General features: G+C 73.7%; 24 protein-coding genes. 14 read left to right on the plus strand and 10 right to left on the minus strand.

The window, feature by feature from the left end; genetic code table 11:
* The first annotated feature begins 4 nt into the window (after positions 1–4).
* Both FHU30_RS37835 and FHU30_RS37840 read left to right on the plus strand, forming a co-directional pair.
* Positions 5–661 (plus strand): response regulator transcription factor, encoded by a 657-nt coding sequence (locus FHU30_RS37835; protein ID WP_253882379.1) that lies wholly within the window; start codon positions 5–7, stop codon positions 659–661.
* On the plus strand, positions 658–2022 hold the full coding sequence (locus FHU30_RS37840) for a sensor histidine kinase (protein ID WP_253882380.1): 1365 nt from the start codon (positions 658–660) through the stop codon (positions 2020–2022). The genes FHU30_RS37835 and FHU30_RS37840 overlap by 4 nt, the downstream gene beginning before the upstream one ends.
* Here FHU30_RS37840 and FHU30_RS37845 read toward each other — a convergent pair.
* Both FHU30_RS37845 and FHU30_RS37850 read right to left on the minus strand, forming a co-directional pair.
* Positions 2019–2948, minus strand: a complete 930-nt coding sequence (locus FHU30_RS37845; RefSeq protein WP_253882381.1) for a TAXI family TRAP transporter solute-binding subunit — start codon at positions 2946–2948, stop codon at positions 2019–2021. The two genes, FHU30_RS37840 and FHU30_RS37845, sit on opposite strands and share 4 nt — an antisense overlap.
* Entirely contained in the window at positions 2945–4480 is a 1536-nt protein-coding gene (locus tag FHU30_RS37850; protein WP_253882382.1) for a class I adenylate-forming enzyme family protein, read from the minus strand. The genes FHU30_RS37845 and FHU30_RS37850 overlap by 4 nt, the downstream gene beginning before the upstream one ends.
* A 152-nt stretch (positions 4481–4632) precedes the next feature.
* Between FHU30_RS37850 and FHU30_RS37855 the strand changes: the two genes are divergently transcribed.
* Positions 4633–5247: an SRPBCC family protein gene (locus FHU30_RS37855; protein WP_253882383.1), complete on the plus strand. Its 615-nt coding sequence runs from the start codon at positions 4633–4635 to the stop codon at positions 5245–5247.
* Between the two features lie 190 nt (positions 5248–5437).
* On the plus strand, positions 5438–6181 hold the full coding sequence (locus FHU30_RS37860) for a response regulator transcription factor (protein ID WP_253882384.1): 744 nt from the start codon (positions 5438–5440) through the stop codon (positions 6179–6181).
* Between the two features lie 49 nt (positions 6182–6230).
* Here the strand turns inward: FHU30_RS37860 and FHU30_RS37865 are convergent, their stop codons facing one another.
* From FHU30_RS37865 to FHU30_RS37875, 3 genes are all read right to left on the minus strand, one after another.
* Positions 6231–7043 carry an enoyl-CoA hydratase/isomerase family protein gene (locus FHU30_RS37865; protein WP_253882385.1) on the minus strand — a complete coding sequence of 271 codons (813 nt, stop codon included), beginning with the start codon at positions 7041–7043 and terminating at the stop codon, positions 6231–6233.
* 82 nt (positions 7044–7125) lie between these two features.
* Positions 7126–8052: an alpha/beta hydrolase gene (locus tag FHU30_RS37870; protein ID WP_253882386.1), complete on the minus strand. Its 927-nt coding sequence runs from the start codon at positions 8050–8052 to the stop codon at positions 7126–7128.
* Positions 8053–8142: 90 nt separating this feature from the next.
* Entirely contained in the window at positions 8143–9036 is an 894-nt protein-coding gene (locus tag FHU30_RS37875) for a gamma-glutamyl-gamma-aminobutyrate hydrolase family protein (RefSeq protein WP_308211471.1), read from the minus strand.
* 693 nt (positions 9037–9729) lie between these two features.
* Between FHU30_RS37875 and FHU30_RS37880 the strand changes: the two genes are divergently transcribed.
* Entirely contained in the window at positions 9730–11115 is a 1386-nt protein-coding gene (locus tag FHU30_RS37880; RefSeq protein ID WP_253882387.1) for a globin domain-containing protein, read from the plus strand.
* Positions 11116–11118: 3 nt separating this feature from the next.
* Here the strand turns inward: FHU30_RS37880 and FHU30_RS37885 are convergent, their stop codons facing one another.
* Entirely contained in the window at positions 11119–11952 is an 834-nt protein-coding gene (locus FHU30_RS37885) for a helix-turn-helix domain-containing protein (protein ID WP_253882451.1), read from the minus strand.
* Between the two features lie 189 nt (positions 11953–12141).
* Here FHU30_RS37885 and FHU30_RS37890 point away from each other — a divergent pair, with 189 nt between their 5' ends.
* Positions 12142–13230, plus strand: a complete 1089-nt coding sequence (locus FHU30_RS37890; RefSeq protein ID WP_253882388.1) for a WD40/YVTN/BNR-like repeat-containing protein — start codon at positions 12142–12144, stop codon at positions 13228–13230.
* Positions 13227–13511, plus strand: coding sequence for a ubiquitin-like small modifier protein 1 (locus FHU30_RS37895; protein WP_253882389.1), 285 nt, complete (start codon positions 13227–13229; stop codon positions 13509–13511). The genes FHU30_RS37890 and FHU30_RS37895 overlap by 4 nt, the downstream gene beginning before the upstream one ends.
* 15 nt (positions 13512–13526) lie before the next feature.
* Here FHU30_RS37895 and FHU30_RS37900 read toward each other — a convergent pair whose 3' ends face one another.
* Positions 13527–14339 carry a dienelactone hydrolase family protein gene (locus tag FHU30_RS37900; RefSeq protein WP_253882390.1) on the minus strand — a complete coding sequence of 271 codons (813 nt, stop codon included), beginning with the start codon at positions 14337–14339 and terminating at the stop codon, positions 13527–13529.
* 108 nt (positions 14340–14447) lie between these two features.
* Between FHU30_RS37900 and FHU30_RS37905 the strand changes: the two genes are divergently transcribed.
* Positions 14448–16511, plus strand: coding sequence for a molybdopterin-containing oxidoreductase family protein (locus tag FHU30_RS37905; protein ID WP_253882391.1), 2064 nt, complete (start codon positions 14448–14450; stop codon positions 16509–16511).
* Positions 16512–16516: 5 nt separating this feature from the next.
* A complete protein-coding gene (locus FHU30_RS37910; RefSeq protein WP_253882392.1) occupies positions 16517–17755 on the plus strand; it encodes a DUF1266 domain-containing protein in 1239 nt (412 codons plus the stop codon).
* Between the two features lie 45 nt (positions 17756–17800).
* On the opposite strand, the gene add is transcribed toward FHU30_RS37910, so the two are convergent.
* Positions 17801–18832, minus strand: a complete 1032-nt coding sequence (add, locus tag FHU30_RS37915; protein ID WP_253882393.1) for an adenosine deaminase — start codon at positions 18830–18832, stop codon at positions 17801–17803.
* Between the two features lie 80 nt (positions 18833–18912).
* Here add and FHU30_RS37920 point away from each other — a divergent pair, with 80 nt between their 5' ends.
* Positions 18913–19878: a helix-turn-helix transcriptional regulator gene (locus FHU30_RS37920; RefSeq protein WP_253882394.1), complete on the plus strand. Its 966-nt coding sequence runs from the start codon at positions 18913–18915 to the stop codon at positions 19876–19878.
* A 33-nt stretch (positions 19879–19911) separates the two neighbouring features.
* Here the strand turns inward: FHU30_RS37920 and FHU30_RS37925 are convergent, their stop codons facing one another.
* Together FHU30_RS37925 and FHU30_RS37930 are read right to left on the minus strand one after the other, a co-directional pair.
* Positions 19912–20832 carry an SDR family oxidoreductase gene (locus tag FHU30_RS37925; protein ID WP_253882395.1) on the minus strand — a complete coding sequence of 307 codons (921 nt, stop codon included), beginning with the start codon at positions 20830–20832 and terminating at the stop codon, positions 19912–19914.
* Between the two features lie 36 nt (positions 20833–20868).
* The gene (locus FHU30_RS37930; RefSeq protein ID WP_253882396.1) at positions 20869–23031 is read right to left on the minus strand and encodes an anthranilate synthase component I; all 2163 of its coding nucleotides are present in this window, start codon (positions 23029–23031) and stop codon (positions 20869–20871) included.
* 306 nt (positions 23032–23337) lie between these two features.
* Between FHU30_RS37930 and FHU30_RS37935 the strand changes: the two genes are divergently transcribed.
* From FHU30_RS37935 to mctP, 4 genes are all read left to right on the plus strand, one after another.
* Positions 23338–23937: a VOC family protein gene (locus FHU30_RS37935; protein ID WP_253882397.1), complete on the plus strand. Its 600-nt coding sequence runs from the start codon at positions 23338–23340 to the stop codon at positions 23935–23937.
* A gap of 68 nt (positions 23938–24005) precedes the next feature.
* Positions 24006–24653 (plus strand): carboxymuconolactone decarboxylase family protein, encoded by a 648-nt coding sequence (locus tag FHU30_RS37940; protein WP_253882398.1) that lies wholly within the window; start codon positions 24006–24008, stop codon positions 24651–24653.
* Positions 24654–24848: 195 nt separating this feature from the next.
* Positions 24849–25127, plus strand: coding sequence for a DUF3311 domain-containing protein (locus FHU30_RS37945; RefSeq protein ID WP_253882399.1), 279 nt, complete (start codon positions 24849–24851; stop codon positions 25125–25127).
* A complete protein-coding gene (gene mctP / locus FHU30_RS37950; RefSeq protein ID WP_308211472.1) occupies positions 25124–26731 on the plus strand; it encodes a monocarboxylate uptake permease MctP in 1608 nt (535 codons plus the stop codon). The genes FHU30_RS37945 and mctP overlap by 4 nt, the downstream gene beginning before the upstream one ends.
* Position 26732: the final 1 nt, after the last annotated feature.

The following is a 26732-nucleotide window of genomic DNA, read 5'->3' on the forward strand; positions in this document are numbered from 1 at the left end:
GGCCATGCGGGTACTGCTGGTCGAGGACGACCTGCGCCTCACCGCCGCCCTGTCCACGCACCTGCGGCGCGGCGGGTACGAGGTGCGGCACGCGCGGACCGCCGCCGACGGCGTCCGGATGGCGGCCGACGCGGACTTCGTGCTGCTCGACCTCGGCCTGCCCGACTGCGACGGGCTGAAGGCGCTGGAGCAGGTGCGGCGGGTCTCCACCGTCCCGCTGATCGTCGTCACGGCGCGCGCGGGCGACGTGCTGAAGGGGCTGCACCGCGGCGCGGACGACTATCTGGTCAAGCCCGTCCGCCCGGACGAGCTGCTCGCGCGGATGCAGGCGGTCGTGCGGCGCGGCGCGCGGCCGGCGCGGGGGCAGCGGGTCACCGCCGGGGACGTGGTGGTGGACGTGCCCGCCCGGCGGGTGACGGTCGCGGGCCGGGACGTGCCGCTGTCTCGCCGCGAGTTCGACGTGCTCGCGGTGCTGGCGAGCCGTCCGGGCGAGGTGTGCGCGCGGGAGGAGATCCTGCTGGCGCTGTGGGGCGACACCTCGATGTCGGCGTCGCGGGCGCTGAACGTGCACGTCCGCAACATCCGCGGCAAGACCGACCGGAGCTGGCTGGTCGTCACGCTGGTCGGCACCGGCTACCGGCTCGGGGACGGCCCGCCGTGAGGACCCGGCTCGTCGCGGTCTTCACCACCCTGGTCGTCCTGGTCATCGCCGGGCTGGCGGTGCCGCTCGGCGGCGCCTACGCCTCGCACCGGACCGGCCGCCTGCTGCTGGACCGGCGCGCCGACGCGACCCGGTTCGCCGAGCTGGCCGACCTCGCCGCGCGCACCGGCGACCGCGAGTCGCTGCAGCCGGAGATCTCCCGGTACGCCGCGCTGTACGGCGCGTCGGTGTGGATCGGCGACCGCGACGGCGTCATGGTCGCCAGGGCCGGCGGCGGGCTCGTCCCGGACCACCGGGCGATCGAGCTGGCGCTGTCGGGCCGCACCACCGACGCCCTGCCCTCGCTCACGCCGTTCGGGCCGCAGCACGTGCTGATCGCCGAGCCGTCCGGGCGGGACGCGCAGATCTCCGGCGCCGTCCTGCTGCTCGCGCCGACCGCGCACGCCCGCACCGACATCGCCTGGGTGTGGGCGGCGCTGCTGCTGGCCGGGCTCGTCGTGCTGGCCTTCGCGGTGCTGGTCGCGCGCGTCCTGGCCTGGTGGATCCTGCGGCCGGTCACCGAGCTGGACGACGCGACGCAGTGCATCGCCGAGGGCAAGCTCGGGACGCGGACCACCGCGCGCCTCGGCCCGCCGGAGCTGCGCCGGCTGGAGCAGCGGTTCAACGACATGGTCGAGGCGGTCGCCGCCGCGATGGCCCGGTACCGCGACTTCGCCTTCGACGTCTCGCACGAGCTGCGCAACCCGCTCGCCGCGCTGATGTTCCGGCTGGAGAACCTGCGCCCCTACCTGGCGCCGGCGGGCGGGCCGGAGTTCGAGGAGACCGCCGACGAGCTGAACCGGCTGGCCAGGATCGTGACCGACCTGCTGAGACTCGCCCGGGCCGAGGGCAGGGCGCCGATCGCGAGCGAGCTGGACATCGTCGCCGAGCTGGCACCGATGCTGGAGGCCTGGCGGGAGGTGTTCGACGCTCTGGAGGTCGGGTTCTCGGTGCGGCTGCCACCGCTCCTGCGCGTCCGGGCCGTCCCGGGCTCGGCGGCGCGCATCGCCGAGATCGTTCTGGACAACGCGCACAAGTTCGTCCCGTCCGGCGGCTCGGTCACGGTGACCCTGGACGCGGACGACCTCGTGCTGCGCATCGCCGATACCGGGCCGGGCCTGAGCGAGGAGGACCGCGCGAAAGCCCTGGAGCGCTACTGGCGCGCTCCTGACCACGCCGACCTTCCCGGCAGCGGCCTGGGGCTGTCGATCGCCGCCGCCGAGGCCGCCTCCTGCGGTGCGCGGCTCACCCTTCTCCCCAACCACCCCCGCGGCCTGGTGGTGGAGACCCGTTTCCAACCCTGGCAGGCTCCCGGGGGCTAGCCGAAGACGGACTTGTAGTAGCGGGAGGCGCCGGGGTGCAGGGGGACGGCGCCGGTGCCGATGGCGAAGCGGCGGTCCAGGCGTCCGCCGGGGGCTTCGGGGGCGGCCAGGCGGTCGCGGCTGGTGAACAGCCGCTCGGTCACGCGGTACGCGACGTCGCGAGGCAGCGCCACGCGGCACATCAGGTAGCTGGCGGTGCTGACGGTGTCGGTCGGTTCGGACGCGCCGTAGGCGGTGACCGGGATGGCCGCCGGGTCGTAGACCGGGCCGTAGGTCCGGCGCAGCTTGGTGACCAGGTCCTCGTCCAGCGGGACGAGCCGGATCCGGACGCGCTGCGCCAGGGCGGTCAGCGCCGGAGTCGGGACGCCGCCCGACCAGAACGCCGCCGCCAGCTCGCCGGCCAGCAGCGCCTTGATCGACCGGTCCAGCCCGTACTTGACGGCGTGCGCGGGGCGGGACAGGCCCGCGACGGCCAGGATCCGCTCGGCGGTGACGGCGGTGCCCGAGCCGTCCGCGCCGAGCGAGACGGGCCGTCCGGCGAGATCGGCGACCCTGGTGACGGGCGAGTCGGCGCGGACGATGATGTGCACGAAGTTCATGTACATGCGCGCGAGCGCGGCGACCTGCCGGTGCTCCACGCGGACGGCCTGGTCGGCGCTGTCGGCCAGCGCGAACCCGACGTCGGCGCGTCCGCCGGCGAGCATCTCCAGGTTCTGGACGCTGGCGTTGGTCGGCACCACGGTCACCGCGAACCCGCCGCGCCGCAGCTCGGCCGCGAACCGGTCCCCAAGGGCCTGGTACGGCCCGCCCTTCTCGCCGGTCACCAGCCGCAGGGCCGTCCGCCGGCCCGACCCGCCGCAGCCCGCGAGCGCGCTCTCACCGCCGGCCGCCAGGGCGGCGGCCACCAGGAACGCCCGCCGGTTCATGCCGGCACGCTACCGCCGCCGCCCTGGCCGCCGGCGGGCTTTGCGCCGTCCCCGGAAATCCGGTCGTCCTCGGAAATCCGGACGGCCTTGGCGGGGTCGTGCGCGGCGCGCAGCTCCCGTTTGAGGATCTTGCCGGAGTGGTTGCGCGGGATCGCCTCGACCAGCTCGTACCAGCGGGGCCGCTTGAACCCGCCCAGGCGGCCGCGGCAGTGCGCGTCCAGCTCGGCGGGCGTGAGTTCGCCGCGCGCGACCACCAGCGCCTTCACCGCCTCGCCCCAGCGCCGGTCGGGGACGCCGACGACCGCGACGTCCAGCACGGCCGGATGGCCTGCGAGGACGCGCTCGACCTCAGCGCTGTAGACGTTCTCGCCGCCGGACTTCACCATGTCCTTGGCGCGGTCCACGAAGTAGAGGTAGCCGTCGACGTCCAGGCGCAGCAGGTCGCCGGTGTGCAGCCAACCGCCGCGCAGCGCCTCGGCGGTCGCCTCCGGCAGGCCCGCATAGCCGCTCATCAGCGTCGCGCCGCGCACCAGCAGCTCGCCGACCTCGCCGGGCGGGGCGTCCACACTGATGTCGAAGGGCGGGAGCGGGCGCCCTACCGTGCCGGGGCGGGCGAGCTCGTCGGCGAGCGTGGAAATCGACACGAAGTTCCCGGCCTCGGTCGAACCGTAGATGCCGCGGTAGTCGATGCCCAGCTCGCGCAGCGCCTCCAGCGTGCGGGGGCGTTCGGTGGCGGCGATGCCGAACAGCAGGCGCAGGGTTGCGGGCGCGGCCGCCTCGTGGCGCAGGGCGCGGCCGGTGCCGGTCGGGAAGATCGCGACGGTGACGCCGTGCTCGGCGATGACCGGCCAGACCTGCTCGGGCGCCGCGCCGGGCGGCAGCACGACCGTCCCGCCGACCGCCAGCTGCGCCAGCGCCGCGCCGTATCCGGCGACGTGGAACAGCGGCAGCGCGCCCAGCAGCCGGTCGTCGCCGGTGAGGCCGAGCGCCTGGACGACGTTGGAGGACGCCACGACCCACGCCCGGTTCGACAGCAGGCACCCTTTCGGGCGTCCGGTCGTCCCGGAGGTGTACAGCTGCATCACCGGCGCGTCCGGGTCCGGACGGGGCAGGTCCGATGCGGGTGCCCGGCTGAGCGCTGTTTCGGTCTCCGGGCCGATCGTCCAGCAGGTGAGGGCGTGCAGGCCTGCGGACCGGGCGAGCGGTTCCAGCGCGGGGTGAACGACCGCGTGCCGCGCCCCGGCGTCCCGCACCTGGAAGCGGATCTCCTCCGCGCTCAGCCGCACGTTCAGCGGGACGACCGCCGCGCCGATAAGGGACGCTCCGAACGCCGCTTCCAGCACGTCCGGGACGTTCACCGACAGCAGCGCGATCCGGTCGCCGGCCCGCACGCCTGACCCGGCGAGCAGCCGCCGCCAGGCTTCCGCGCGTTCATGCAGCTCACGGTAGGTGCGGTGGTGCCCGTTCCCGGTGATGGCGGTGCGTTCCGGCCACAGCGTCGCGCCCCGATGGGCCAGGTCGGCGAGCAGCACGGCGTCCTCCCGGTCGTCGGCGCCGAAACCGCTTCGGCGACGCGTCCGATGATGCCGCGATTGTTGCCTGGATCACACCCCCGGTGGAGCATGGGCCGTGGTGATCCACTCCGCCGGATCCACCCGCGACCCGCCCCGCCCCAGGAGCCGCCATGCCCGCCACGCCCAGCGTCCCCTCCACCCCCGCAGGCACGAAGCCCACCCGCGCGGGTACGAACCCCGACCGCGCAGGCACGAACCCCGGCCGCGCAGGCGCGACCGCGAACCCGGCGGGCGCGATGCCCGCGCCACCGGACCAGGGGCCGGACGACCCGGCCCTGCTGCCGCCCGCGCAGCCGCCCGCCTACGCCAGCGCCGTCCTGCCCGCGTCCGCCGACCGCGTGTGGGCCTACCTGCGCGACTTCGGCAACCTCGCCGAGTGGATGCCGGGCGTGGACACCGGCCTCATCGAGGACGGCGGACCGTCCGACCGGGTCGGCTGCGTCCGGCGCATCATCGGTCCGGGCGACACGGTGTTCCGCGAGAGGCTCACCGCCCTGGACGACCAGGCCCGCACCTACCGGTACGAGGTGCTGGAGTGCCCGCTGCCGGTGCGGCGCTGCCGCGCGACGCTGCGGGTCGTCCCGGTGACCGTCACCGGCGAGGCGTTCGTGGAGTGGTCCGCCGACTTCTCTGCCGACGCCGGCGACGAGGAGGCCATGGCCAAGACCCTCACCGTCGGCATCTACGCCACCGGCCTGGCCGCGCTGGCCAGGCGCTTCTCCTAGCGCGCCGGCCGCGCGGCGTGCGGCGGAACCGAGGCCGGAGTCCCGTGCCGGGAGCCCCGCAACCCCCGGCACGGGATTCCGGCCTCGCTTCGCCCCCGCCCCACTCACGCTAGACACCCGCTGCTCCCGGCGGCATGGGGAACAATACGTATTGACCCCTCCGGACGTCCCGCTCCCGCCGGAGCTCCCGATGACGCCGAAATTCGACCCGCGCGAGCTGAGCTACCAGTGCGCCGGGCTCCCCGACCGGGCCGCGTGCCTGGCCGCGGTGGCCGCATGCCTGGGTGAGGCCATCGGCGCGGACGTGGTCGGCTGGGCGGCCGTCGACCTCGCCGCCGGGACGGCCGAGATCCGCAGCGATCCCCCGGCGGCCCCCGATGACGAGCGTCGGCTGGCCTCGGTGCTGCCCGACATCCCCACCATCCGGCACTACCAGCACCGCCCCGACGACCCCGACCCGTTGCGGATGAGCGACCTCATCGCCGCCCGCGATTGGCGCAACCACCCCGCCTACCTGGGGTTCTACCGGCCGATGGGCCTGATGCACCACATGGCGCTGTCGGTCGGACCGCGCACGCCGGTGCGCGGCGCGGGCTGGTACCTCATCCGCTCAGGATCGGACTTCCCGGACGCGGCGCTGGACCTCGTCCGGTCGCTGCGGCCCGTCCTGACCGTCCTCGACCTGGCCTGCCCGGCGGGGCCGGTCCTGGACGGCGTCCGCGAGGAGGCGCGGCGGCGCGCCGGCCTGACCGAGCGCGAGCTGGACGTCCTGACCCTGCTCGCCGACGGCCTGACCGCCCGGCAGATCGCGACGCTGCGCCGCATCAGCGTCCGGACGGTCGGCAAGCACCTGGAGCACGTCTACGACAAGCTCGGCTACCGCGACCGGCTCCAGGCGGTGAACGAGGCCCGGCGCCTCGGCCTGCTCCCCTGACCCGGCCGAACGCCTGAACCGGTCGAACGCCTGAACCGGTCGAACCGGCTCAGTCGAACTTCGGCGGGCGCTTCTCGCGCAATGCGGCCACGCCTTCGCGGACGTCGGGCCCGGCGAACCCGAGGAACTCCATCGCCAGCGACGCGTCGAAGGTCGGTTGCGCCAGCCGCAGCCAGCTGTTGAGGGCGTGCTTGGTGGACGCGAGCGCCTCCGGCGCGCCCTCGGCGAGGCGCGTGGCGATCGAGAGGGCGCGCTCGTGCACGTCCGCGTCGTCCACGCACAGGCTGACCAGGCCGATACGTTCGGCTTCCTCGCCGGAAAGGGTGTCGTTGAGCAGCAGGTAGTACTTGGCCTTCGCCATCCCGCACAGCAGCGGCCACACCAGCGCCGCGTGGTCGCCCGCCGCGACGCCGAGCCGGGTGTGCCCGTCGATGATCTTCGCGGTGCGGCCCACCACCGAGATGTCGGCCAGCAGCGCGACCGCCAGCCCCGCGCCGACCGCCGGTCCCTGCACCGCGCTGACCACCGGCTTGCCGCAGTTCACCACGTTCATCACGATGTCGCGGGCCTCGCGCATGATGCGGACGCGGGCGGCGTGGTCGTCCATCATCTCCTCGATCATGGACAGGTCGCCGCCCGCCGAGAAGGCCGTCCCCTCGCCGCGGATCAGGATCGCGCGGACCGCCGGGTCGGTGTCGGCGTCCCGCCAGATCTCGGCCAGCTCGCCATGCCCGGTGGCGTCCACGGCGTTCAGGCGTCCCGGCGCGCTGAGCGTCACGCGCAGCACGCGCGGCGCGGCCCAGTCCAGTTTCAGCCGCTCATAGCAGTCATAGCGCGCTTCCCCGGTCGCGTTGGTCGTCATCCGCGCAGTCCTCCCACGAGTGCCCTTCGTGCGGCCGTCCGGCCTCCCGATCACGCACGGCCGATCGTCCCACGGCCGCCCGTCAGCGGGGCACCGCCGCGAAGGCCGAGCGCAGCCGCCGCACCGCGAACGCCCGGGCCTCCAGCCCGGCCGGGAAGATCTCCGGCAGCAGGAAGAAGGAGTGGATCGTGCCCGGGTAGCGGCGGTGCGACACCTGGACGCCCGCCAGCTCCAGGCGGCGCGCGTACGCCTCGCCCTCGTCGCGCAGGATGTCGTGGTCGGCGGTGATCACCGTCGCGGGGGCCAGCCCGGACAGGTCGGGCGCGCGCAGCGGCGCCAGCCGCGGATCGGCCGGGTCGGCCCCGGCGCGGTACAGCGCGGCGAACCGGCGCAGGGTCGCGGCATCCAGGCCGTACCCCTCGCCGTAGGCGTCCCAGCTCGCGGTGTCGGTGGAGGTGTCGGTCACCGGGTACACCAGCAGCTGGTGGACGAGGCGGACCCCGCGGTCGCGGGCCAGCAGCGCGACGACGGCGGCCAGGTTGCCGCCCGCGCTGTCCCCGGCGACCGCGATAGCGCCCGGATCGGCGTCGAACCGCTCCGGATCGCGGGACAGGGCCTCGACGACCGTCCAGGCGTCCTCGACCGCAGCCGGGAACGGGTGCTCGGGCGCCAGCCGGTACCCCACGCTCAGCACCGCGCAGCCGATCTCGGCCGCCAGGTCGCGGCAGGCCTGGTCCACGCTCTCGATGCCGCCCAGCACCCAGCCGCCGCCGTGCAGGTAGACCAGCGCCGGCAGCGGACCCCGGGCGCGCGGCGCGGGACGGTAGAGGCGGACCGGGACCGCGCCGTCCGCGCCGGGGACGGCCAGGTCCGCCACGTGCGGCAGCTCCCGGCGCTCGACCGGGAACCGCAGATCGCTCAGCCGCCGCATCTCCTCGATCGTCCAGGGGTCCTCACCCGGCCCGCGCAGGCCGGCGAGGAAGCGTTCGGTGGACGGATCGAGCGGCACGCGGCACCCTCCCGGATCGACGACGGTCCTCAACGCCTTCCCCGCCGACCCGGGGCCCAACCGCTTCCGGGCCGCCCGGCGCGATCGTGCTCAGCGGCCGGTCGCCTCGGCGACCAGGGCCTCGAACAGCCGCCGGTCGTCGCCCTCCTCCGGATGCCACTGGACGGCCAGGCCGAACCGGTGGCCCTGCAGCTCGACCGCCTCCACCACCTGGTCGTCGGCCCAGGCGACCGCGGCCAGGCCCTTGCCGAGCCGGTCGGCGGCCTGGTGGTGGTAGGTCGGGACGTCCGCGACATCGCCGAGGATCTTCCCGACCGTGCTGGTCGGGCTGATCCGGACGCGGTGCCGGCCGATCACGCCGATGTCGGGCGCGTGCCCGCGGTGCCCGACCGCGTCCGGCAGGTGCTGGACCAGCCCGCCGCCGCGGGCGACGTTGAGCAGTTGCATGCCCCGGCAGATCGCCAGGAACGGCAGGTCGGCGTCGATCGCGGCGCGCACCAGCGCCAGCTCGAACCGGTCGCGGCCCGGCTGCGGCGCGCCGGTCTCGGCGTGCCGGTCCGCGCCGTACAGCTCGGGGTCGACGTCCGCGCCGCCGGCGAACACGATCCCGTCCAGGCCGTCCACCAGCGCCGCGACACCGCGCAGGCTGCCGGTGGGCGGCAGCAGCACCGGCACGCCGCCCGCCCGCTCCACCGACCGGACGTACCCGGCCGGCAGCACCGCCGCCTCGCGCACCCACACGCCCCAGCGCGCCGGTTCCAGGTACGTCGTGATCCCGATCAGCGGTGGCCGCGGCCCCCGCTCCCCCGGGCGCTGCTCGGCAGACCGCCGTTCCGCGGACCGCTGGTCTGCGGGCCGCTGGTCTGCGGGCCGCTGGTCGCCTGGCCGCTGGTCTGCGGGCCGCTGGTCGCCTGGCCGCTGGTCGCCTGCGCGCCGTCCGCCGGACGGTTCGTCCCCGGCGGCATGCCCTGTCGTGTCCACCATGCGCGGTTTCCCTCCCTGCCTCCGGGACGTCTGCGCCATCCCGGAGTGCGGCGATATTCCGCTTTCGCTGGGCCATGATGCTGCATGCCCGTAGTCGGCCGTCCACCCCCAGTAGGCCCGGCTACCGCGCCAGCTTGCCTCATCCGCCTGGTTTCCGCAGGCCAACGCCCCATACACCGGTCCAGCCGCGGATCCGCCTTCCCGTCTCGGCCGCCGTGCCGCACGGTCCCCACGTCCCGGGACGTCCCGGCGGCGGCTCGGCGGACGGGCCGGTCGGCGTGCGGGCGGGGCGGTCGGCCGCGATGGTGGTTACGGGGCGCGTTGGGCAAATAATCCGCAACCTGCGGTTCGGGTAGAGAATCACGCACCGATAGTGCGGACTTATCCGCGCGGGCGGCGGCCGCCGGGAAATCTCCGAATCCCTTGACGGCTTGCGGATACCGCTGTGAAGTACCCGCCCCCAGCGGATGAATACCGATCAGTATTCATCTCCGAAAACCATTATCGGCGATGACTGGCAATGACGGCGCGATTACGCTTCGACATAATGCACGGCAGTTGGCGCGAAACGGTTGAGAAAACCCGCCCTCCGGTGCGAGAATCTCGGAGAGTCGGACAACGCCGAGGGCGCCCGAAGCGCCGGGGAACATCGGTGACCGGCAAAAAAATGCACCTGGGGGGCGAGTCTGGCAAATGTCCCTGGAACCCCGGATCGTCAAAGAGAGCTTCACGCACATCGAACCGGACGGCGAACGCGCCACCGCCTATTTCTATGGCCGGCTATTCGCCGAGAATCCGCGCCTGCGCACACTGTTCCCGCCCGCGATGGACCTGCAACGCGACCGGCTGTTCCACGCGCTCACCACGCTGGTGTGGAGCCTGGACAGCCCCGACTCCCTCGCCCACTACCTGAGCCAGCTCGGGCGCGACCACCGCAAGTTCGGCGTCCGGCCCGAGCACTACCCCGCCGTCGGCGCGGCGCTGCTCGCCACGCTGCGCCGCTTCTCCGGCGACGCCTGGACGGCCGAGACCGAGGCGGCCTGGACCGGCGCGTTCGGCGCGGCCGCCGAGATCATGATCGCCGCGGCCGAGCGCGACGCGTCCGACGCCCCGCCCTGGTGGGTCGCCGAGGTCGTGGAGCACGAGCGCCGCGCTCCCGACATCGCCGTGCTGACCCTGCGGCCGAGCCAGCCGCTGCGGTTCGCGGCCGGGCAGTACATCACCGTCCAGACCGCGCGCTGGCCGCGCGTCTGGCGGCCGTACTCGATCGCCAACGCGCCGCGCGCCGACGGCATGCTCCGGCTGCACGTCCGGGCCGTCCCCGGCGGCTGGGTCAGCGGCACGCTCGTCCGGCACACCACCGCCGGCGACACCGTACTGCTCGGCCCGGCGCTCGGCGCCATGACACTCCCCACCGAGACACCGTCCACGCAAACACCGTCCACGCTGACACCTCCCGCCCAGCCCCGGCCCACCGGCACGCCGTCCGGCAAGGCGCGGCCCGTGGAGGCGCGGCCGGCCGACTCCGGGCGCGACCTGCTGCTGGTGGCGGGCGGCACCGGGCTCGCGCCGCTCAAGGCGATCGCCGAGCAGGCCGCGTCCGCCGGAGGGCACCGCGAGGTGCACCTGCTGTTCGCCGCCCGCACCGAACGCGACCTGTACGACCTGGCCGAACTGCGGCTGCTCGAATCGTCCTGCCCGCGGCTGCGCGTCGTCCCGGTCCTGTCGGACGACCCGCGCCGCGACGGACCGGTCGGGGCCAAGACGCTGCACGGCACGGCCGCCGAGGTCCTCGACCGGTTCCGCGACTGGTCCGAGCACGAGGCCTACGTCGCGGGCCCGCCCGCCATGATCCGCACCACCACCGCCGCGCTGGAGCGGCTCGGCGTCCCGCCCGAGCGCATCCACCACGACCTCCTGGAAACCGAGCAGCGCGAGCGGCTCGCCCGCCGCGCCCGCGACCGCACCCCGCCCGCCAGCTGCCCCGTCGCCGGCCACGCCGCACCCCGCGAGGCCGCCTCGGAGCCGGAGCCGGAGCCCGCGGCGACGGTCCCCGTCAACGAACCCGAGGCGACCTGACCCTCACCAGCCGGCGCGGGACCGCAGGTAGTCGGAGGTGGCGGCGTCGGCCGGGTAGAACGACTCGATGGCCAATTCGGCGACGGTGATATCGACCGGCGTGCCGAAGGTCGCGATGGTGCTGAAGAACGACAGGTCCGTGCCGTCCACCCGGATGCGAAGCGGGACGAAGACATCGTGTCCGGTGGACGGAACGGCCGCCTCTTCCAGCGGATCCGATCCGGGGAAATCGCGCAGTTCCTTATAGAGCCGCTCCAGCGCCGGATCGGCGGTGAGCGCGACGTGGCGCCGCACCCGGTCGACCATGTGCGCGCGCCATTCGCCGAGGTTGAGGATGTACTTGGCGATGCCGTCGGGGTGCATGCTGAGGCGCAGCACGTTCAGCGGCGGCTCCAGCAGGTGCGGCGGCGCGAGGTCGGTGAAGATCGACGCTGCGTCGTTGGCGTCCACCAGGTTCCAGAAGCGGTCCACCACCACCGCCGGGTAGGGCTGGTGGCCGTCCAGCACCTGCCGCAGCGCGCCGCGCACCGCGTCCATGCGCGGCTCCTCCATCGGCGTCTCGGCGTACACCGGCGCGAACCCGGCCGCCACCAGCAGCAGGTTCCGGTCGCGCAGCGGGACGTCCAGGTGCTCGGCCAGCCGCAGCACCATCTCGCGGCTGGGCGCCGAGCGGCCGGTCTCGACGAAGCTCAGGTGCCGGGTCGACACGTCCGCCTCCGACGCCAGCTCCAGCTGGCTCAGCCGGCGCCGCTGCCGCCAGGCGCGCAACTGCTCGCCGATCGGCCGGACGTCGCCGTAGGAGGAGGACAGGGTCTCGGGGTGCGCGGTGGTCGTCATCACGCCTCGAACGCTACCGACAGGAATGTCACCAAGACGATGACCTGCGGGGTAATGCGGCTTCCGCACGTCCGCCGGAATCCCGGATTCTTCGCACACCTGTTCGGCTGTTTTGGGTGCGCCGTGACGCTCCGCATGCGAGCATCCACCAAGGGGCACCAGCCACGGAGGACACGCACGGGAGGGCCCATGGCCGACCTCGCACTCGTCATCGGGACCCGCAAGGGCATGGTCGTCGCGCGGCCCCGCGCGGACGGCGGCTGGGACGCCGACCCGCTGCGGTTCGCCACCATGCCGGTGACCGCCGTAGCGGCCGACCCGCGCACCGGGCGCCTGCTCGCCGCCGTCCACAACCCGTTCTGGGGCGTGTCCCTCGCCGTCTCCGACGACCTCGGACGCACCTGGACCGAGCCCGCCCGCGACGCCGGCACCGCCCCGGTCGCCTTCCCCGAGGACACCGGCGCCGCGCTGCGCGACATCTGGCAGCTCCGGTACTCCCCCACCGAACCGGACGTGGTCTACGCCGGCGTCGAGCCCGCAGCGCTGTTCCGCTCCGAGGACGGCGGCCTGACGTTCAGCCTGGTCGAGGGCCTGTGGAACCATCCGCACCGGCCGTCCTGGCAGCCGGGCGCGGGCGGGATGTGCCTGCACACCGTCCTGCCCGACCCGGCCGACCCGGCGACCGTGACCGTCGCGATCTCCGCCGGCGGCGTCTACCGCACGACGGACGGCGGGACGACCTGGACGGCCCGCAACCACGGCATCACCGCCGCGTTCCTGCCGGACCCGCCGCCCGAGTTCGGGCAGTGCGTGCACAAGGTCGACCTGCACCCGAGCCGTCCGGAGCGGATGTTCCTGCAGCACCACGGCGGCGTCTACCGCAGCGACGACGCCGGGGCCGCCTGGACCCGCGTCGACGCCGGCCTGCCGGCCGACTTCGGCTTCCCCCTGGTCGTCCACCCGCACCGGCCGGACACCCTCTACGTCCTGCCGCTCAACGCCGACATCGACCGCTCGCCCGCCGGGCACCGCTACCTGGTGCACCGCTCCGACGACGCGGGCGCGACCTGGCGGGCCTTCGACAAGGGCCTGCCCGAAAGCCCCTGCTACGCCTCGGTGCTGCGCGACGCGATGTGCGCCGACACCCTCGACCCGGCCGGGATCTACTTCGGCACCCGCGACGGCTGGGTCTACGCCTCCCGCGACGACGGCGAGAGCTGGACCGAGGTCGCCCGGCACCTCCCGGACGTCCTGTGCGTGCGCGCGGTGACGCGGTGAAGGTGACCGTCCGGCTGCCGGGCGCGCTGCGCGACATCGCGGGCGCGCCCGCCGCCGTCCCGCTGGACCTCCCGCCAGGCGCCACGGTCGGCGACGCGCTGGCCGCGCTCGCCGGGGCCCTGCCCGCCGTCGGGCGCCGCGTCCGCGACGAGACCGGGGCGCTGCGCCCGCATGTCAACGTCTTCGTCGGCTCCGACAACATCCGCGACCTCGCCGGGACGGCCACACCGCTCGACGACGGAGCCGAGCTGCACGTCCTGCCTGCCGTCTCCGGCGGCTGAACGTGCACCCGCCCTTTACGTTGTAGATCCGTTTTCGAGGCGTCCGTCCAGGAACCCGAGGATCCGCTCCCACGCCTCCGGCGCCCGCTCCTTGCCCTTCCCGATGCCGAAGGTGACCCGCCCGACCGCGTACAGCGGCCGCGGGAGCATCTCGTCCGACTCGGTGAGGAAGCTGTGCCCGGCGCCGGCGTACTCCTTCACGTCGTGCGGGACGTCCAGCAGGTTCAGCGCCCGCTCCAGCTTGGCCGCCGCGCCCGGCAGCGTCCGGTCCTCGCCGCCGTAGGTCGCCACGATCGGGCACGCGCCCTCCAGCACCCGCTCGGCGTGCCGCGGCACGATCCCGTAGTTGACCGCGGCCGCCTGGAAGTCCAGCTTCGCCGCCGCGACCAGCGCGAACCCGCCGCCCATGCAGAACCCCACGACCCCGACCCGGCCGGTGCAGTCGTCCCGCTCGGCCGCCCACCTCCGGGCCGCCTCGATGTGCGCGAAGGTGGGTCCGCGCCGCGCCAGCAGGTCCCGGAAGGTCTTGCGGACGCAGCGGACCCAGTGCCGCCCGCCGTAGAGGTCCGGCAGCACCGCCAGGTAGCCGCGCGCCGCGAACCGGTCGGCCTGGGCGCGCATGTCCGCGTTGTCGCCGAACGACTCGAACAAGATGACCACCGCAGGCCACGGCCCCTCGCCCTCGGGCACGGCGAGGTAGGCGGGCAGTTCGCGCGAAATCCTGATCTCCGGCATGCCCGCACCCTCCCCCATCGCCCCGCCGCTGCCCAGCCCCAATCCGCCGCCGGTCCGGACGAACCCGCAGGACGGCCCGCCCCCTGTGGGCACGATCACACCCGGGCCGGGGCGGATGTCACGTGCGTCGCATGGTGTCGGTCCTGGCGCCGATGCCCCAGACTGGTGGGGAACTCCGTGTTCAGGAGGGGTCGGTCGCCGATGTCGGAGCTGAAGGTGCTGGGAGCCTGCCCGCTGGACTGCCCGGACGGATGCTCGTGGGTGGTGACCGTCCGCGACGGGCAGGCGGTCGGGCTGCGCGGGAACCCGGCGCACCCCTACACGCGGGGTGCCCTGTGCACCAAGGTGAACCGGTGGCTGGAGCGGGCCGGGCAGGACGACCGGATCCTGCACCCGATGCGGCGCGTCGGGGCCAAGGGCGAGGGGCGCTTCGAGCGGATCTCCTGGGACGAGGCGCTGGACGAGATCGCGACCCGGGTCGGCGGCGTGATCGAGGAGTTCGGCGGCGAGGCCGTCTGGCCGTACTGGGGCATGGGCACGCTCGGCTACGTCCAGGGGCTGGAGGGCCAGGCCGGGCAGCGGCTGTTCAACGTGCTCGGCGCGTCGGCGCACCGGGCCGACCTGTGCTCGGCCGCCGGCAACGCCGGGCTGGAGCTGGCCGTCGGGTCGCCGGGCGGGATCGACCCGGAGGACCTGGCGCACAGCAGGCTGATCATCCTGTGGGGCACCAACACCCTCACCAGCGGGCACCACATGTGGAAGTTCGTGCAGGCCGCGCGGCGCGAGGGCGCCCACGTGGTCGCGATCGACCCGGTGGCGACCCGCACCGCCAAGCAGGCCGACGAGCACCTGGCGCCGCTGCCGGGCACCGACGCGGCGCTGGCGCTGGCCCTCATGCACGTGATCGTCGGGCTGGGCGCGCAGGACGAGGAGTACCTGCGCGCGCACACGCTCGGCTGGGAGGAGTTCCGCGAGCGGATCGCCGCGTTCCCGCCCGGCGTCGCCGCGACGATCACCGGGGTCCCGGCGGAGCGGATCGTCGCGCTGGGCGAGCGCATCGCCCGGACGCGTCCGACCGCGATCCGCGCCACCCAGGGGTTGCAGCGGCACGGCGGCGGCGGGACGGCCCTGCGGACGCTCGCGTGCCTGCCGGGCCTCACCGGCGACTGGAAGCTGCGCGGCGGCGGCCTGACCTACTCCACCTCCGGGCACATCCCGCTGAACAAGCGGGCGCTGCACCGCGACGACCTGCGGCCCGGCCCGGTGCGGCGGCTGTCGATGTCGCGGCTGGCCGAGGGCCTGCTCGACCTGGACGACCCGCCCGTCAAGGCGCTGTTCGTGATCGCCGCCAACCCGGTGGCCAGCACCCCGGACCAGAACCGGGTGCGGCAGGGCCTGGCGCGCGAGGACCTGTTCACCGTCGTCCTGGAGCAGTTCCCCACCGACACCGCCGCCTACGCCGACATCGTCCTGCCGGCGACCATGCAGCACGAGCACGCCGACCTGCACGACGGCTACGGGCACCTCTACGTGGCATGGAACGAGCCGGCCGTCGCGCCGCCGGGCGAGTGCCTGCCGACCACCGAGACGTTCCGGCGGATCGCGACCCGGATGGGCCTGACCGAGCCCGCGCTGTTCGACTCCGATGAGGAGCTGGCCGAGCAGGCGCTGTCCGGCGGGCACCCCTACCTCGCGGGGATCACGCTCGACCGGCTGAAGAAGGAAGGGTTCGTGCGGCTGGCGGTGCCCGACCCGTTCGTCCCGTACGCCGACGGCTTCCCCACCCCGTCCGGGCGGCTGGAGTTCCGGTCGGAGACCGCGGCGGCGCTGGGGCACGATCCGCTGGCGGGGTACGTGCCGTCCGCCGAGGGCGCGGACGCGGAGCGCGCCGAGCGCTACCCGCTGATCCTGATCTCGGCGGCCTCGCACTTCTTCCTCAACAGCATGTTCGGCGAGAACGCCGAGCTGCGGCGCCGCGCGGACGGCGGGCCGGTCGTGCGGCTGCATCCGGACGAGGCGTCCGCGCGCGGCCTGCACGACGGCGACCGGGTGCGGATCTCCAACGAGCGCGGCGCGTTCGAGGGGGTCGTGGCGGTGACCGACGAGGTCAGGCCGGGTGTCGCGGCGACGACCAAGGGCCACTGGCCCAGGCTGTCGGGCGGCGCGAACGCCAACGCGGTCGTGGCCGAGCGTGCGACCGACCTCGGCGCGGGCCCGGTGTTCCACGACACGCGCGTGGAGGTGCGGGCGCTGCCGATACGCTGACCGTCATGATCGACCCACGGGCGTTGCTGGAGCGGGCGCGGCGGTACGACCGGACGGGTCGCACTGACGAGGCGGCCGCGGCCTACGCGGAGGCGGCGGCCGTGCTGGAGGAGCGGCGCGAGCTGCCGATGGCGGTGCTGGCGCGGGCTCATCAAGCACGCGCGCTGGCGGTGCAGGGCCGCACCGACCGGGCGCTGGAGATCCTGATGGCGGCCGAGCAGGCCGCCGCGTCCCTGCCGCCGGGACCGGCGGGTGCGGAGCTGGCCGCGACCGCCGCCGAGGTGCTCGCCGAGGCGGGCGTCACCGGCGAGGCGGCGCGCCGGGCGTGGGCGGCGATGGCGGCGTTCCAGGCGGGCGGCGACACCGTGCGGGCCGAGCAGGCGGCGGTGCGCGCGGCGCGGCTGATCCTGCGGGACGCCGGCCGGGACGCCGCGGGCCCCCTGCGCGACCTGCTGGCGCGGCTGGTGCACGGCGGCGACGCCTACCGCCGGGTCGCCGAGATGCTGTCGGAGGCCGAGCGCCGCCCCGACCGCGACCACGACGTGCTGATCACCGACCCGGAGGCGCCCGCGTGGGGCAAGCTCGCGCACGCCCTCGCGGTCGGCGCGCACCTGGCGGTCGGGAACGGCGTCCCGTGGAACACCCTGTTCGACCCGGACGGCCCGGAGGAGAACCGCAAGCTGCTGGCCCGCGACTGGGACGTCACCGACCCGGAGAGCTGGCGGGAGCAGATCGACAAGCTGCTGGACGCCGAGAACAGCGACCCGGCGATCCAGGTGGTGCTGGACTGCCGCCGTCCCGACACCGAGGGCTGGACGCGGGAGATCCGCCGCTGGTGCGGCGAGCGCGACATCTCCGCCAAGACCGTCGCGGCGCTGGAGGAGGTCGCGGACCAGGTCCGCCGGTACGAGGAGCGGTTCCGCAAGGACGGCCTGCTGCGCCCGCACGGCCAGGTGTCCAGCGTCTACGGCTACGACTTCGGCCGGGCGGTGAACATGGCCCGGTGGGGCCTCAACGCCGGGTACTGCGACGGTGAGGCCGCCCAGGACTGCTCGCTGACCGCCGGGTACCGCGCCTACCGCACCTACGACTCCTGGGAGGAGTTCTCCGCCGGGTACATCCTGGGCCGGATGCTGCGCTTCGACGACGGCGAGTTCGGCGACTGGTACCTGCGCTCGCTGGAGGGCCACCGCATCCTGACCACCGATCCGGCGAGCCCGTGGCGGCGGATGGCCTGGGGCTGACCCGCCGCCCGTCCGGTCGCGGCCGCGGTCAGGACGCGGTCGCGGTCAGGACGTGGCGACGGCGTCGATCTCGTCCAGGATCACCTTCTGGTCCGCGGCGTCCAGGCAGGACGCGGTGACGGCGTTGCGGGCGAGCCCGGCCAGGTCGGCGACGCCCATCCCGAACACGTCGGCGGCGACGCGGTACTCGCCGGTCAGCGTGGTGTCGAACATCGGCGGGTCGTCGCTGTTCAGCGTGACGAACAGGCCCTCCTCCAGCAGCCGCGGCAGCGGGTGCGAGGCGAGGTCGGGGACCTGGCCGGTGCGGACGTTGGAGGTCGGGCAGACCTCCAGCGGGATCTGCCGGTCGCGCAGCACCGCCACCAGCTCGGGGTCGGCCAGGCAGTTGATGCCGTGCCCGATGCGCTCGGCGCCGTAGTGGTCCAGGCACTCCCAGATCGTCTCGGGGCCGGTCATCTCGCCGCCGTGCGGGAGGCTGCGCAGCCCGGCGGCGCGGGCGGCGGTGAAGGCGTCGCGGAAGGCGTCCCGGTGCGCGGGGCGCACCTCCTCCATGCCGCCGATGCCGAACCCGACCAGCGCCTCCGGCGGGTGCTGGACGGCGTGCTCGGCGGTGCCGCGCGCGGCGTCCGCGCCGAACTCGGCGGGGATGTCGAAGATGTAGGCCAGCCGGACGCCGTGCTCGGTGCGGGCGCGGCGGGCCGCGTCGTCCAGCGCCTCGGTGATCGCGGGCATCGGCATGCCGACGCGCTGGTGGCTGTAGGGCGTGACCGTCAGCTCGAAGTACCGCACGTTCTGCGCCGCCAGGTCGCGGGCCGCGCCGAGCACGAGCGTCGCCACGTCCTCGGGGGTGCGCACCAGGTCCGACACCGCCAGGTACACGCGGGCGAAGTCGGCGAAGTTGCGGAAGGTGTAGAAGGCGTCCAGCTCGTCCTCGTTGGTGGGGACGCCGCCGTCGGGGTGCCGGTTCGACAGCTCCAGGACGGTCGGCACCGACGCCGAGCCCACCAGGTGGACGTGCAGCTCCACCTTCGGCAGGGCGTCGATGAACGCGTGGACGGGGGTGTCCTCGGTCAGCATGGCCTGGACCGTAACAGCGCCGCGACCTCCGGGTACACCGCGAGGCGCGGTATCTGCCACGAACTTGTCAGAATGGGCTCGTGCGCGCGTCCCGGCTGATCTCCCTGGTCCTGCTGCTCCAGTCGCGGGGCGAGATGACCGCCGCCCAGCTGGCCGGCGAGCTGGAGGTGTCGGAGCGGACGGTCTACCGGGACATCGAGGCGCTGTCGGCGGCCGGGGTGCCGGTGTACGCCGACCGGGGGCCGGGCGGCGGGTACCGGCTGGTCGGCGGCTACCGGACGCGGCTGACCGGGCTGACCCGCGAGGAGGCCGAGGCGCTGTTCCTGGCGGGCCTGCGCGGCCCGGCCGGGGACATGGGCCTGGCGGACGCGGTCGCCACCGCAGAGCTGAAGGTCCGGGCCGCGCTGCCCTCGGTGCTCCAGGACGCGCCGCTGCGCGCCGGGCAGCGCTTCCACCTGGACGCGCCGGGCTGGTTCGGCGACGCGACGCCGCCCGCGCCGCTGCGCGACCTCGCCCGCGCCGTCTGGACCGACGAGCGGGTCGAGATCCGGTACCGGCGCGGCGGCGAGGAGGTCGTCCGGACCGTCGAGCCGTACGGGCTGGTGCTGAAGAACGGCGGCTGGTACCTGGTCGCGGGGATCGGACGGGGCCACCGCACCTACCGGGTGGACCGGATCACCGCCGTCCGGCCGCTGGACGAGCACTTCGCCCGGGACGAGGCGTTCGACCTGGCCGGGTTCTGGCGGGACAGCACGGCGGCGTTCCTGCGCGGGATGCTGCACGACGAGGTGACCGTCCGGCTCAGCCCCGCCGGGCTGCGCTCGCTGAAGTTCCACCTGGGTCTGGAGGCCGCCGACCGCGCGGAGCAGGCCGCCCAGCGGACCGGTGCGGACGGCTGGGTCACGGCCGTCCTGCCGGTGGAGTCGCTGGAGGTGGCGTTCTCCCAGCTGCTCGCCCTCGGCCCGGAGGTCGAGGTGCTGGAACCGGCGGAGCTGCGCGCCCGGATGGCCGAGACCGCCGAGCGCGCAGCCGCCCTCTACCGCTGAGCCAGGGTCACCTCTATTGAGCCAGGGTCACCTCTATCGGTAGTCCTCGGGGTCGCCCGGGTCCTCTCCGGCGATCATCTTGCGGATGAACGGCCACACGTTCGGCTGGCTGCCGTCCGAGTCGGTGAAGCCGTACTCCCTGGCCAGGAAGCCGCTCTCCAAGGACTGGCCGTTCCAGCGGGCCTTGTCCGGGTCGGCGGCGATGGACGCGACGGCCCGCCCGACCAGCGTCGGCGTCTCCGACACCGCGAAGGACGGTTCCTTCTTCGCGCCGTCGCGCCAGTTCTGCTCGGTGACGCCGAAGTTCTCCAGCATCGCCTCGGACCGCAGGAACCCGGGCGTGACCGCCACGGCCGTCCCGCCGAGCGGGCCGATCTCGTGCGCCTGCGCGGTGGCGAGCCGCAGCACCGACCACTTCGCCACGTCGTAGAACGCGCCGCACTCGGCCCGGTAGGTCGCGTTGAAGTCGGCCGTCCCGTCGGTGATCTCCACGACCAGCCCGCCCGGGTTGCGGGTGAGGAGCGGCAGCGCGAAATGGCTCGTGATCACGTGGGTGTCCACCGCGAGCCGCAGCAGCCGCAGCCCGTTGTCCAGGTTCTGCTCCCACATCCTCTTGCCGAACTCGAAGAGGTGGTCGCTGCCCCACACGTCGTTGACCTGGACGTCCAGCCGCCCCTGCTCGGTGTCGATGCGCTTCACCAGCGCCTCGACCTGGGCCGGGTCCAGGTGGTCCACCTTGACCGGGATGCCCTCGCCGCCCGCCGCGGTGACGCGTTCGGCGGTCTCCTCGATCGTCTCCGGACGGTCCATCTCCGACCGTCCGGCGCGGGTCGTCCGGCCCGTCACGTATACCGTCGCGCCCAGCGCGCCGAGCTCGGTCGCGATGCCCCGGCCCGCGCCGCGCGTGCCGCCCGCGACCAGAGCGACCTTTCCTGCCAGCGTGTTCGTCGTCATGCGTCCTACGCTGGCAGGAAAGGCTGACAGCCTGGGTCAGGTATTGCGGGCGAGTCGCAGCGCGTTGGCGACGACGCGGTGCCCGGCGCGGCCGTGCGCGGTCAGGATCGACTCGGGGTGGAACTGCACCGCCCAGCGCTTGCGCAGCGGGTCCTCGATCGCCATCACCACGTCCCCGAGGACGGCCGTGACCTGGAAGTCCTTCACCCGGTCGGGGGTGGCGTGCAGGGAGTGGTAGCGGGCGGCGGTGAAGCCCTCCGGCAGCCCGGCGAACAGCTCCCCGCCGGTCACCTCGACCTGGCCCGGCTTGCCGTGCGCGGGCTCGGGCAGCAGCGCCAGCTCCCCGCCCGCGTGCTCGACCATCGCCTGCAGGCCGAGGCAGACGCCGAAGACCGGCAGGCGGCGCGCATCCAGCTCGTCCAGCAGCGCCGAGGTCGCGAAGTCGCCCGGACGGCCCGGACCGGGCGACAGCACCACCAGGTCGGGGGCGTGCTCGTCCAGCAGCCGCACCGGGAACCCGTGCCGCAGCGTCACCACGTCGGCGCCCTGCTGCCGGAAGTAGTCGGCCAGGGTGTTGACGAAGGAGTCCTCGTGGTCGACGAGCAGCACCTTCATGCCCTCGCCCGCCTTCTCCGGCTCGTCCTCGGCGGCGGTGAACGCCTGCCCGGCGGGCCCCTCGGACGCGGCCAGCGCCCGCAGCAGCGCGCTCGCCTTCAGGTGCGTCTCGCGCTCCTCCTCGTCGGGGTCGGAGTCGAACAGCAGCGTCGCGCCCGCCCGGACGGTCGCCACCCCGTCGCGGATCTGCGCGGTGCGCAGCGTCAGGCCGGTGTTCATCGACCCGTCGAAGCCGACGCAGCCGACCGCGCCGCCGTACCAGCGGCGCGGCGCGTCCTCGTGGTCCTCGATGAACTGCATCGCCCAGGTCTTGGGCGCGCCGGTGACCGTGACGGCCCACATGTGGGTGAGGAAGGCGTCCAGGGCGTCGAAGCCGGGCCGCAGCCGCCCCTCGATGTGGTCGACGGTGTGGATCAGCCGCGAGTACAGCTCGATCTGCCGGCGGCCGAGGACCTTCACGCTGCCCGGCACGCAGATCCGCGACTTGTCGTTGCGGTCCACGTCGGTGCACATGGTCAGCTCCGACTCGTCCTTGGCCGAGGCCAGGATCGTGCGGATCTGCTCGGCGTCCTCCAGCGGGTCCTCGCCGCGCCGGATTGTCCCGGCGATCGGGCAGGTCTCCACCCGGTCGCCGCTCACCCGGACGAACATCTCCGGGGACGCGCCGACCAGGAACTCCCCGTCCCCCAGGTTGAACATGAACTCGTACGGCGCGGGGTTGGTCTCGCGCAGCCGCTCGAAGAACACCGCCGGGTTGGTGCAGCGGCCGTGCATCGCGTGCCCGGGCGTGACCTCGAACAGGTCGCCGCGGATGAACTTCTCCTTGGCGTTCCGCACCATCTGCGCGTACACGCCGGGGACGGGCTCGGGCGGCAGCTCGGCCGCCTCGCGCACCGGCGTCGGCTCGGTGGCGCGGGCGAGGCCGTCGGTGGACGCGCCATCCACGGTGAACTCGTACGACAGCCGGTGGGAGGTCTCGCGCTTGCGGTCCACGACGACCATCTCGTCCGCGAGGTGCAGCACCAGGTCGCGCTGGTGGTCCGGGCGCTCCAGGCGGGTGCGCAGCGGCTCGAACTGGAGCGACAGGTCGTAGCCGAACGCGCCGTACAGGCCGAGGTGCGGGTCGTCGCAGCGGAACAGGTCGACCAGGGCGCGCAGGGCGGTGAAGACGGTCGGCTGGCGGCTGCGCTGCTCCTCGGTGAAGAACTCGTCGGTCGGCGGGACGAACACCTCGACGAGATCACCGGTGCGGGCGCGGGTCTCGCCGGCCGGGGCGAGCGCGGACGCGATGGCGGGCAGCAGCACCCGGCCGCGGTCGTTCAGCGCCCGCGCGGTGACGGTCCGGCCGCGCGCGACCAGCTCCAGGCAGGGGTCGACGTAGGCCATATGCCACCGGCTGTAGCGGCCCGGATACTCCATGCCGGAGCTGAGCACGCCGCCGCGCCGCTCCCCCACGGCGGCGACGAGCGCGTTGAGCACGGCGGACTTGCGCTCGGGGTCGACCGGGGTGGCGACGCGGCGCACCCGCACTCCCCCGGCGGTCACGAACTCGCTGGTCAGCGGCTTCTGCTGGACGGTCTCCACCGCGGTGGCCCCTCGTCTGTCGAGCCCTGCCGACGGAACGCGAAAGGCGACCGCCGGTGAGGGCGATCGCCTGGTCGTCGAACGTGCGAATACCGGCGCCGCCTCAGCGGCGCCACCACCACTGGCGGCGGGATCCGGTTCGCATGCGCAGAGCGTACCCGCTCACCGACCGCCCGCGCCACGCCCCGCGCCGGACGCGCCGGACGGCCCGCTCGCGGATCAAGGACCGAGCAGGGTTCTGCGCAGCGAACATTCCTGACAAGATGGACGCAAGGGATCACTTACCGACCGTGGCGGGAGGATGCCATGACCTCCACCGAGGCCTCGTCCGCGACCGGCGGCGCCGGCGGCGGGCGCACCAACCCCGAGTTCGAGCTGCGCGGCGTCAACCACCTGGCGCTGGTCTGCCGGGACATGCGCCGGACCGTCGAGTTCTACCAGGGCGTTCTCGGCATGCCGCTGATCAAGACGATCGAGCTGCCGATGGGCTGGGGCCAGCACTTCTTCTTCGACTGCGGCGGCGGCAACGCGCTGGCCTTCTTCTGGTTCCCGGACGCGCCCGAGGCCGTCCCGGGCGTGTCGGCGCCCAAGGGCCTGCCCGACAGCGGGGAGCTGCTGTCTGCGATCGGCTCGATGAACCACATCGCCTTCGACGTCCCGCCGGAGAAGATCGAGGAGTACCGGGACCGGCTGGTCGCCAAGGGCGTCGAGGTCGGCGTGCTGCTCAACCACGACGACAGCGAGTTCGGGGTCGCCAGGGAGGTGCACGACGGGGTGTTCGTCCGGTCGATCTACTTCCGGGACCCCGACGGCGTGCTGATCGAGTTCGCCTGCTGGCTGCGCGAGCTGGACCGTCCCGAGGACGTCCGGCACGAGCCGCGCACCGCCGCCGACCGCACCGCCTGACCCGCCTCCCGACTCCGCCGACCCGCCTCCCACCCCGCGACCTGCCTCGCACCCCGAAGGAGACCGCGATGCCCCGACTCCGCCAGGTCCCCCGCGCCGAGCTCCAGGAGCGCGGCGACCAGCTCGCCCTGTTCTTCTACGACCGGCTGTTCGGCGCCGACGCCGACCCGACCGACGGGCAGGGGACGGCGACCGGCTCGCCCGGGGACTGGTGGACGACCTTCGCGCTCGACCAGGCGATCTTCAAGCACTGCGTCAAGGGCTTCCAGGTCTACCGGGACGTCAGCCTCGACCCGGTGCTGCGCGAGCTGGGCCAGACGCGGGCCGGCTGGGCGCGCGGCAGCCAGTTCGTGTTCTCCCAGCACTGCAAGCAGATGCGGGCGCTGGGCGTGCCGGACGAGAAGGTGCGCGCGGTCGCCTACTGGGAGGTGTCGGACCGGTTCGACGAGCTGGAGCGGGCCGTCCTCGCCTACGCCGACGCGCTCGTCCTGAACGGCGGGCGGGTGCACGACGAGGTGTTCGCGACGCTGAAGAAGCACCTGCCGGACGAGCAGATCCTCGAACTGACCTACGTCACCTGCCTGTACGAGATGCACGCGACGATGGCGCGGGCGCTGCGGGTGGAGTTCGACGACCGGGACGACCCGGTCGTCGAGGTCCCGGCGCCCGAGGGCTACGGCACCCGGGACATCGCCGACGAGATCACGGGCGGCTGAGCCCCGCCTCCGCCGCCTGCCTCCTGACCTGGCGTTTCACATGTTGGAACGCTCCACGGAGTCGTGCCGCGTCCGAGACCCGACCGTGATCGCGACAGCACTAGGCTGCCCGCACCCACCCCAGGTCAGGGGCCGTCTCATCATCCGGACGGCCCCGTCGGCCGCTGAAGCGACACGTGCACGAGGAGGACCCCTTTGGCTCCGCAGGATCCACCCCCCGAACCGTCGGAGGGGGCCCCGTCCGCCACCGCGGAGGGGAACGCCCGGCGTCGCTCGGACAGGCACCCGGTCAACTGGCTGCTCGTCGTCCCCGTCGTCGTCCCCCTGCTGACGATGCTGTTCAACCACGACGGGCCCCGGATCGCCGGGTTCCCCGCCTTCTACTGGATGCAGTTCGCCTTCATCCCGCTCGGCGTGCTCTGCACGGCGATCGTGTACCAGGCCACCAAGCGCGGCAAGGGAGGTGACCGGTGAAGGACCACATGACCGAGTTCGTCGTCTTCGCCGCACTGTTCGTCCTGGTCAGCGGCATGGGCTTCGTGGCGGCGCGGTGGCGGCGCCCGCAGACCATGGACAGCCTGGACGAGTGGGGCCTCGGCGGCCGCTCCTTCGGCAGCTGGATCACCTGGTTCCTGATCGGCGGCGACCTCTACACCGCCTACACCTTCGTCGCCGTCCCGGCGCTGGTGTTCGGCGCGGGCGCGGCCGGCTTCTACGCCGTCCCGTACACGATCGTGGTGTACCCGCTGGTGTTCCTGGTGCTGATCCGGCTCTGGTCGGTGTCGCACCGGCACGGCTTCGTCACCCCGGCCGACTTCGTCCGCGCCCGGTTCGGCTCGCCGAGCCTGGCGGCCGTCATCGCGATCACCGGCATCGTCGCGACCATGCCCTACATCGCGCTGCAGCTGGTCGGCATCGAGTCGGTGCTGAAGGCGATGGGCATCAACGGGCACTGGCCGATCCTCATCGCCTTCGCGATCCTGGCGGCCTACACCTACCAGTCGGGGCTGCGCGCGCCCGCGCTGATCGCGTTCGTCAAGGACGCGCTGATCTACATCGTGATCATCGTGGCCGTGCTCTACATCCCGTCCAAGGTGGGCGGCTGGGGGCACATCTTCGACTCGGCGCAGGCCAAGTTCGCCAAGACCCCCGCGCCCAGCGACGGCGTCCTGCTGGACGGCACCAACCAGCTGAACTACGCCATGCTCGCGCTCGGCTCGGCGCTGGCGCTGTTCCTCTACCCGCACAGCGTCACCGGCGTGCTGGCCAGCAAGAACCGCAACGTGATCAAGCGGAACATGTCGGCGCTGCCCGCCTACAGCTTCGTGCTCGGCCTGATCGCGCTGCTCGGCTACATGGCCATCGCGGCCGGTGTGAAGCCGCTGTCGACCGGCGGCAAGCCCGACACCAACACCGTCGTGCCGGTGCTGTTCGACAAGATGTTCCCCGACTGGTTCGCCGGCGTCGCGTACGCGGCGATCGGCATCGGCGCGCTCGTCCCGGCGGCGATCATGTCGATCGCGGCGGCGAACCTGTTCACCCGCAACATCTACAAGGAGTTCTGGCGCAAGGACGCGACCGACAAGGAGGAGGCGGTCGTCTCCAAGCTGGTCTCGCTGATCGTCAAGGTCGGCGCGGTGGTCTGCATCCTCGCCCTGGACCCCGAGTTCTCCATCGACCTGCAGCTGATCGGCGGCGTCATCATCCTGCAGACGCTCCCGGCGGTGGGGCTCGGCCTGGTGACCAACTGGTTCCACCGGGGCGGGCTGATCGCCGGCTGGGTCGCGGGCATGGCGTCCGGGCTGTGGATGCTGTCCCAGATCCCGAACCCCGCCAAGCACAAGGCGCACTTCGGCGGCTCGGCCTACAAGCTGAGCGACCTGGGCCTCGACACCAAGATGACGGTGTACGTCGGCATCCTGGCGCTCGCGGTGAACCTGGCCGTGGCCGTCGCGGCCTCGCTGGTCCTCAAGGCCGCCGGCGCCAAGGACGGCGCGGACGTCACCACCCCGGAGGACTACACCGCCGACGAGGGCGACCCGAAGGTCCACGAGCTGGAGCTGACCTCCAGCACGTGAG

The organism is Actinomadura rupiterrae, from assembly GCF_024172125.1.
GTDB lineage: Bacteria > Actinomycetota > Actinomycetes > Streptosporangiales > Streptosporangiaceae > Spirillospora > Spirillospora rupiterrae.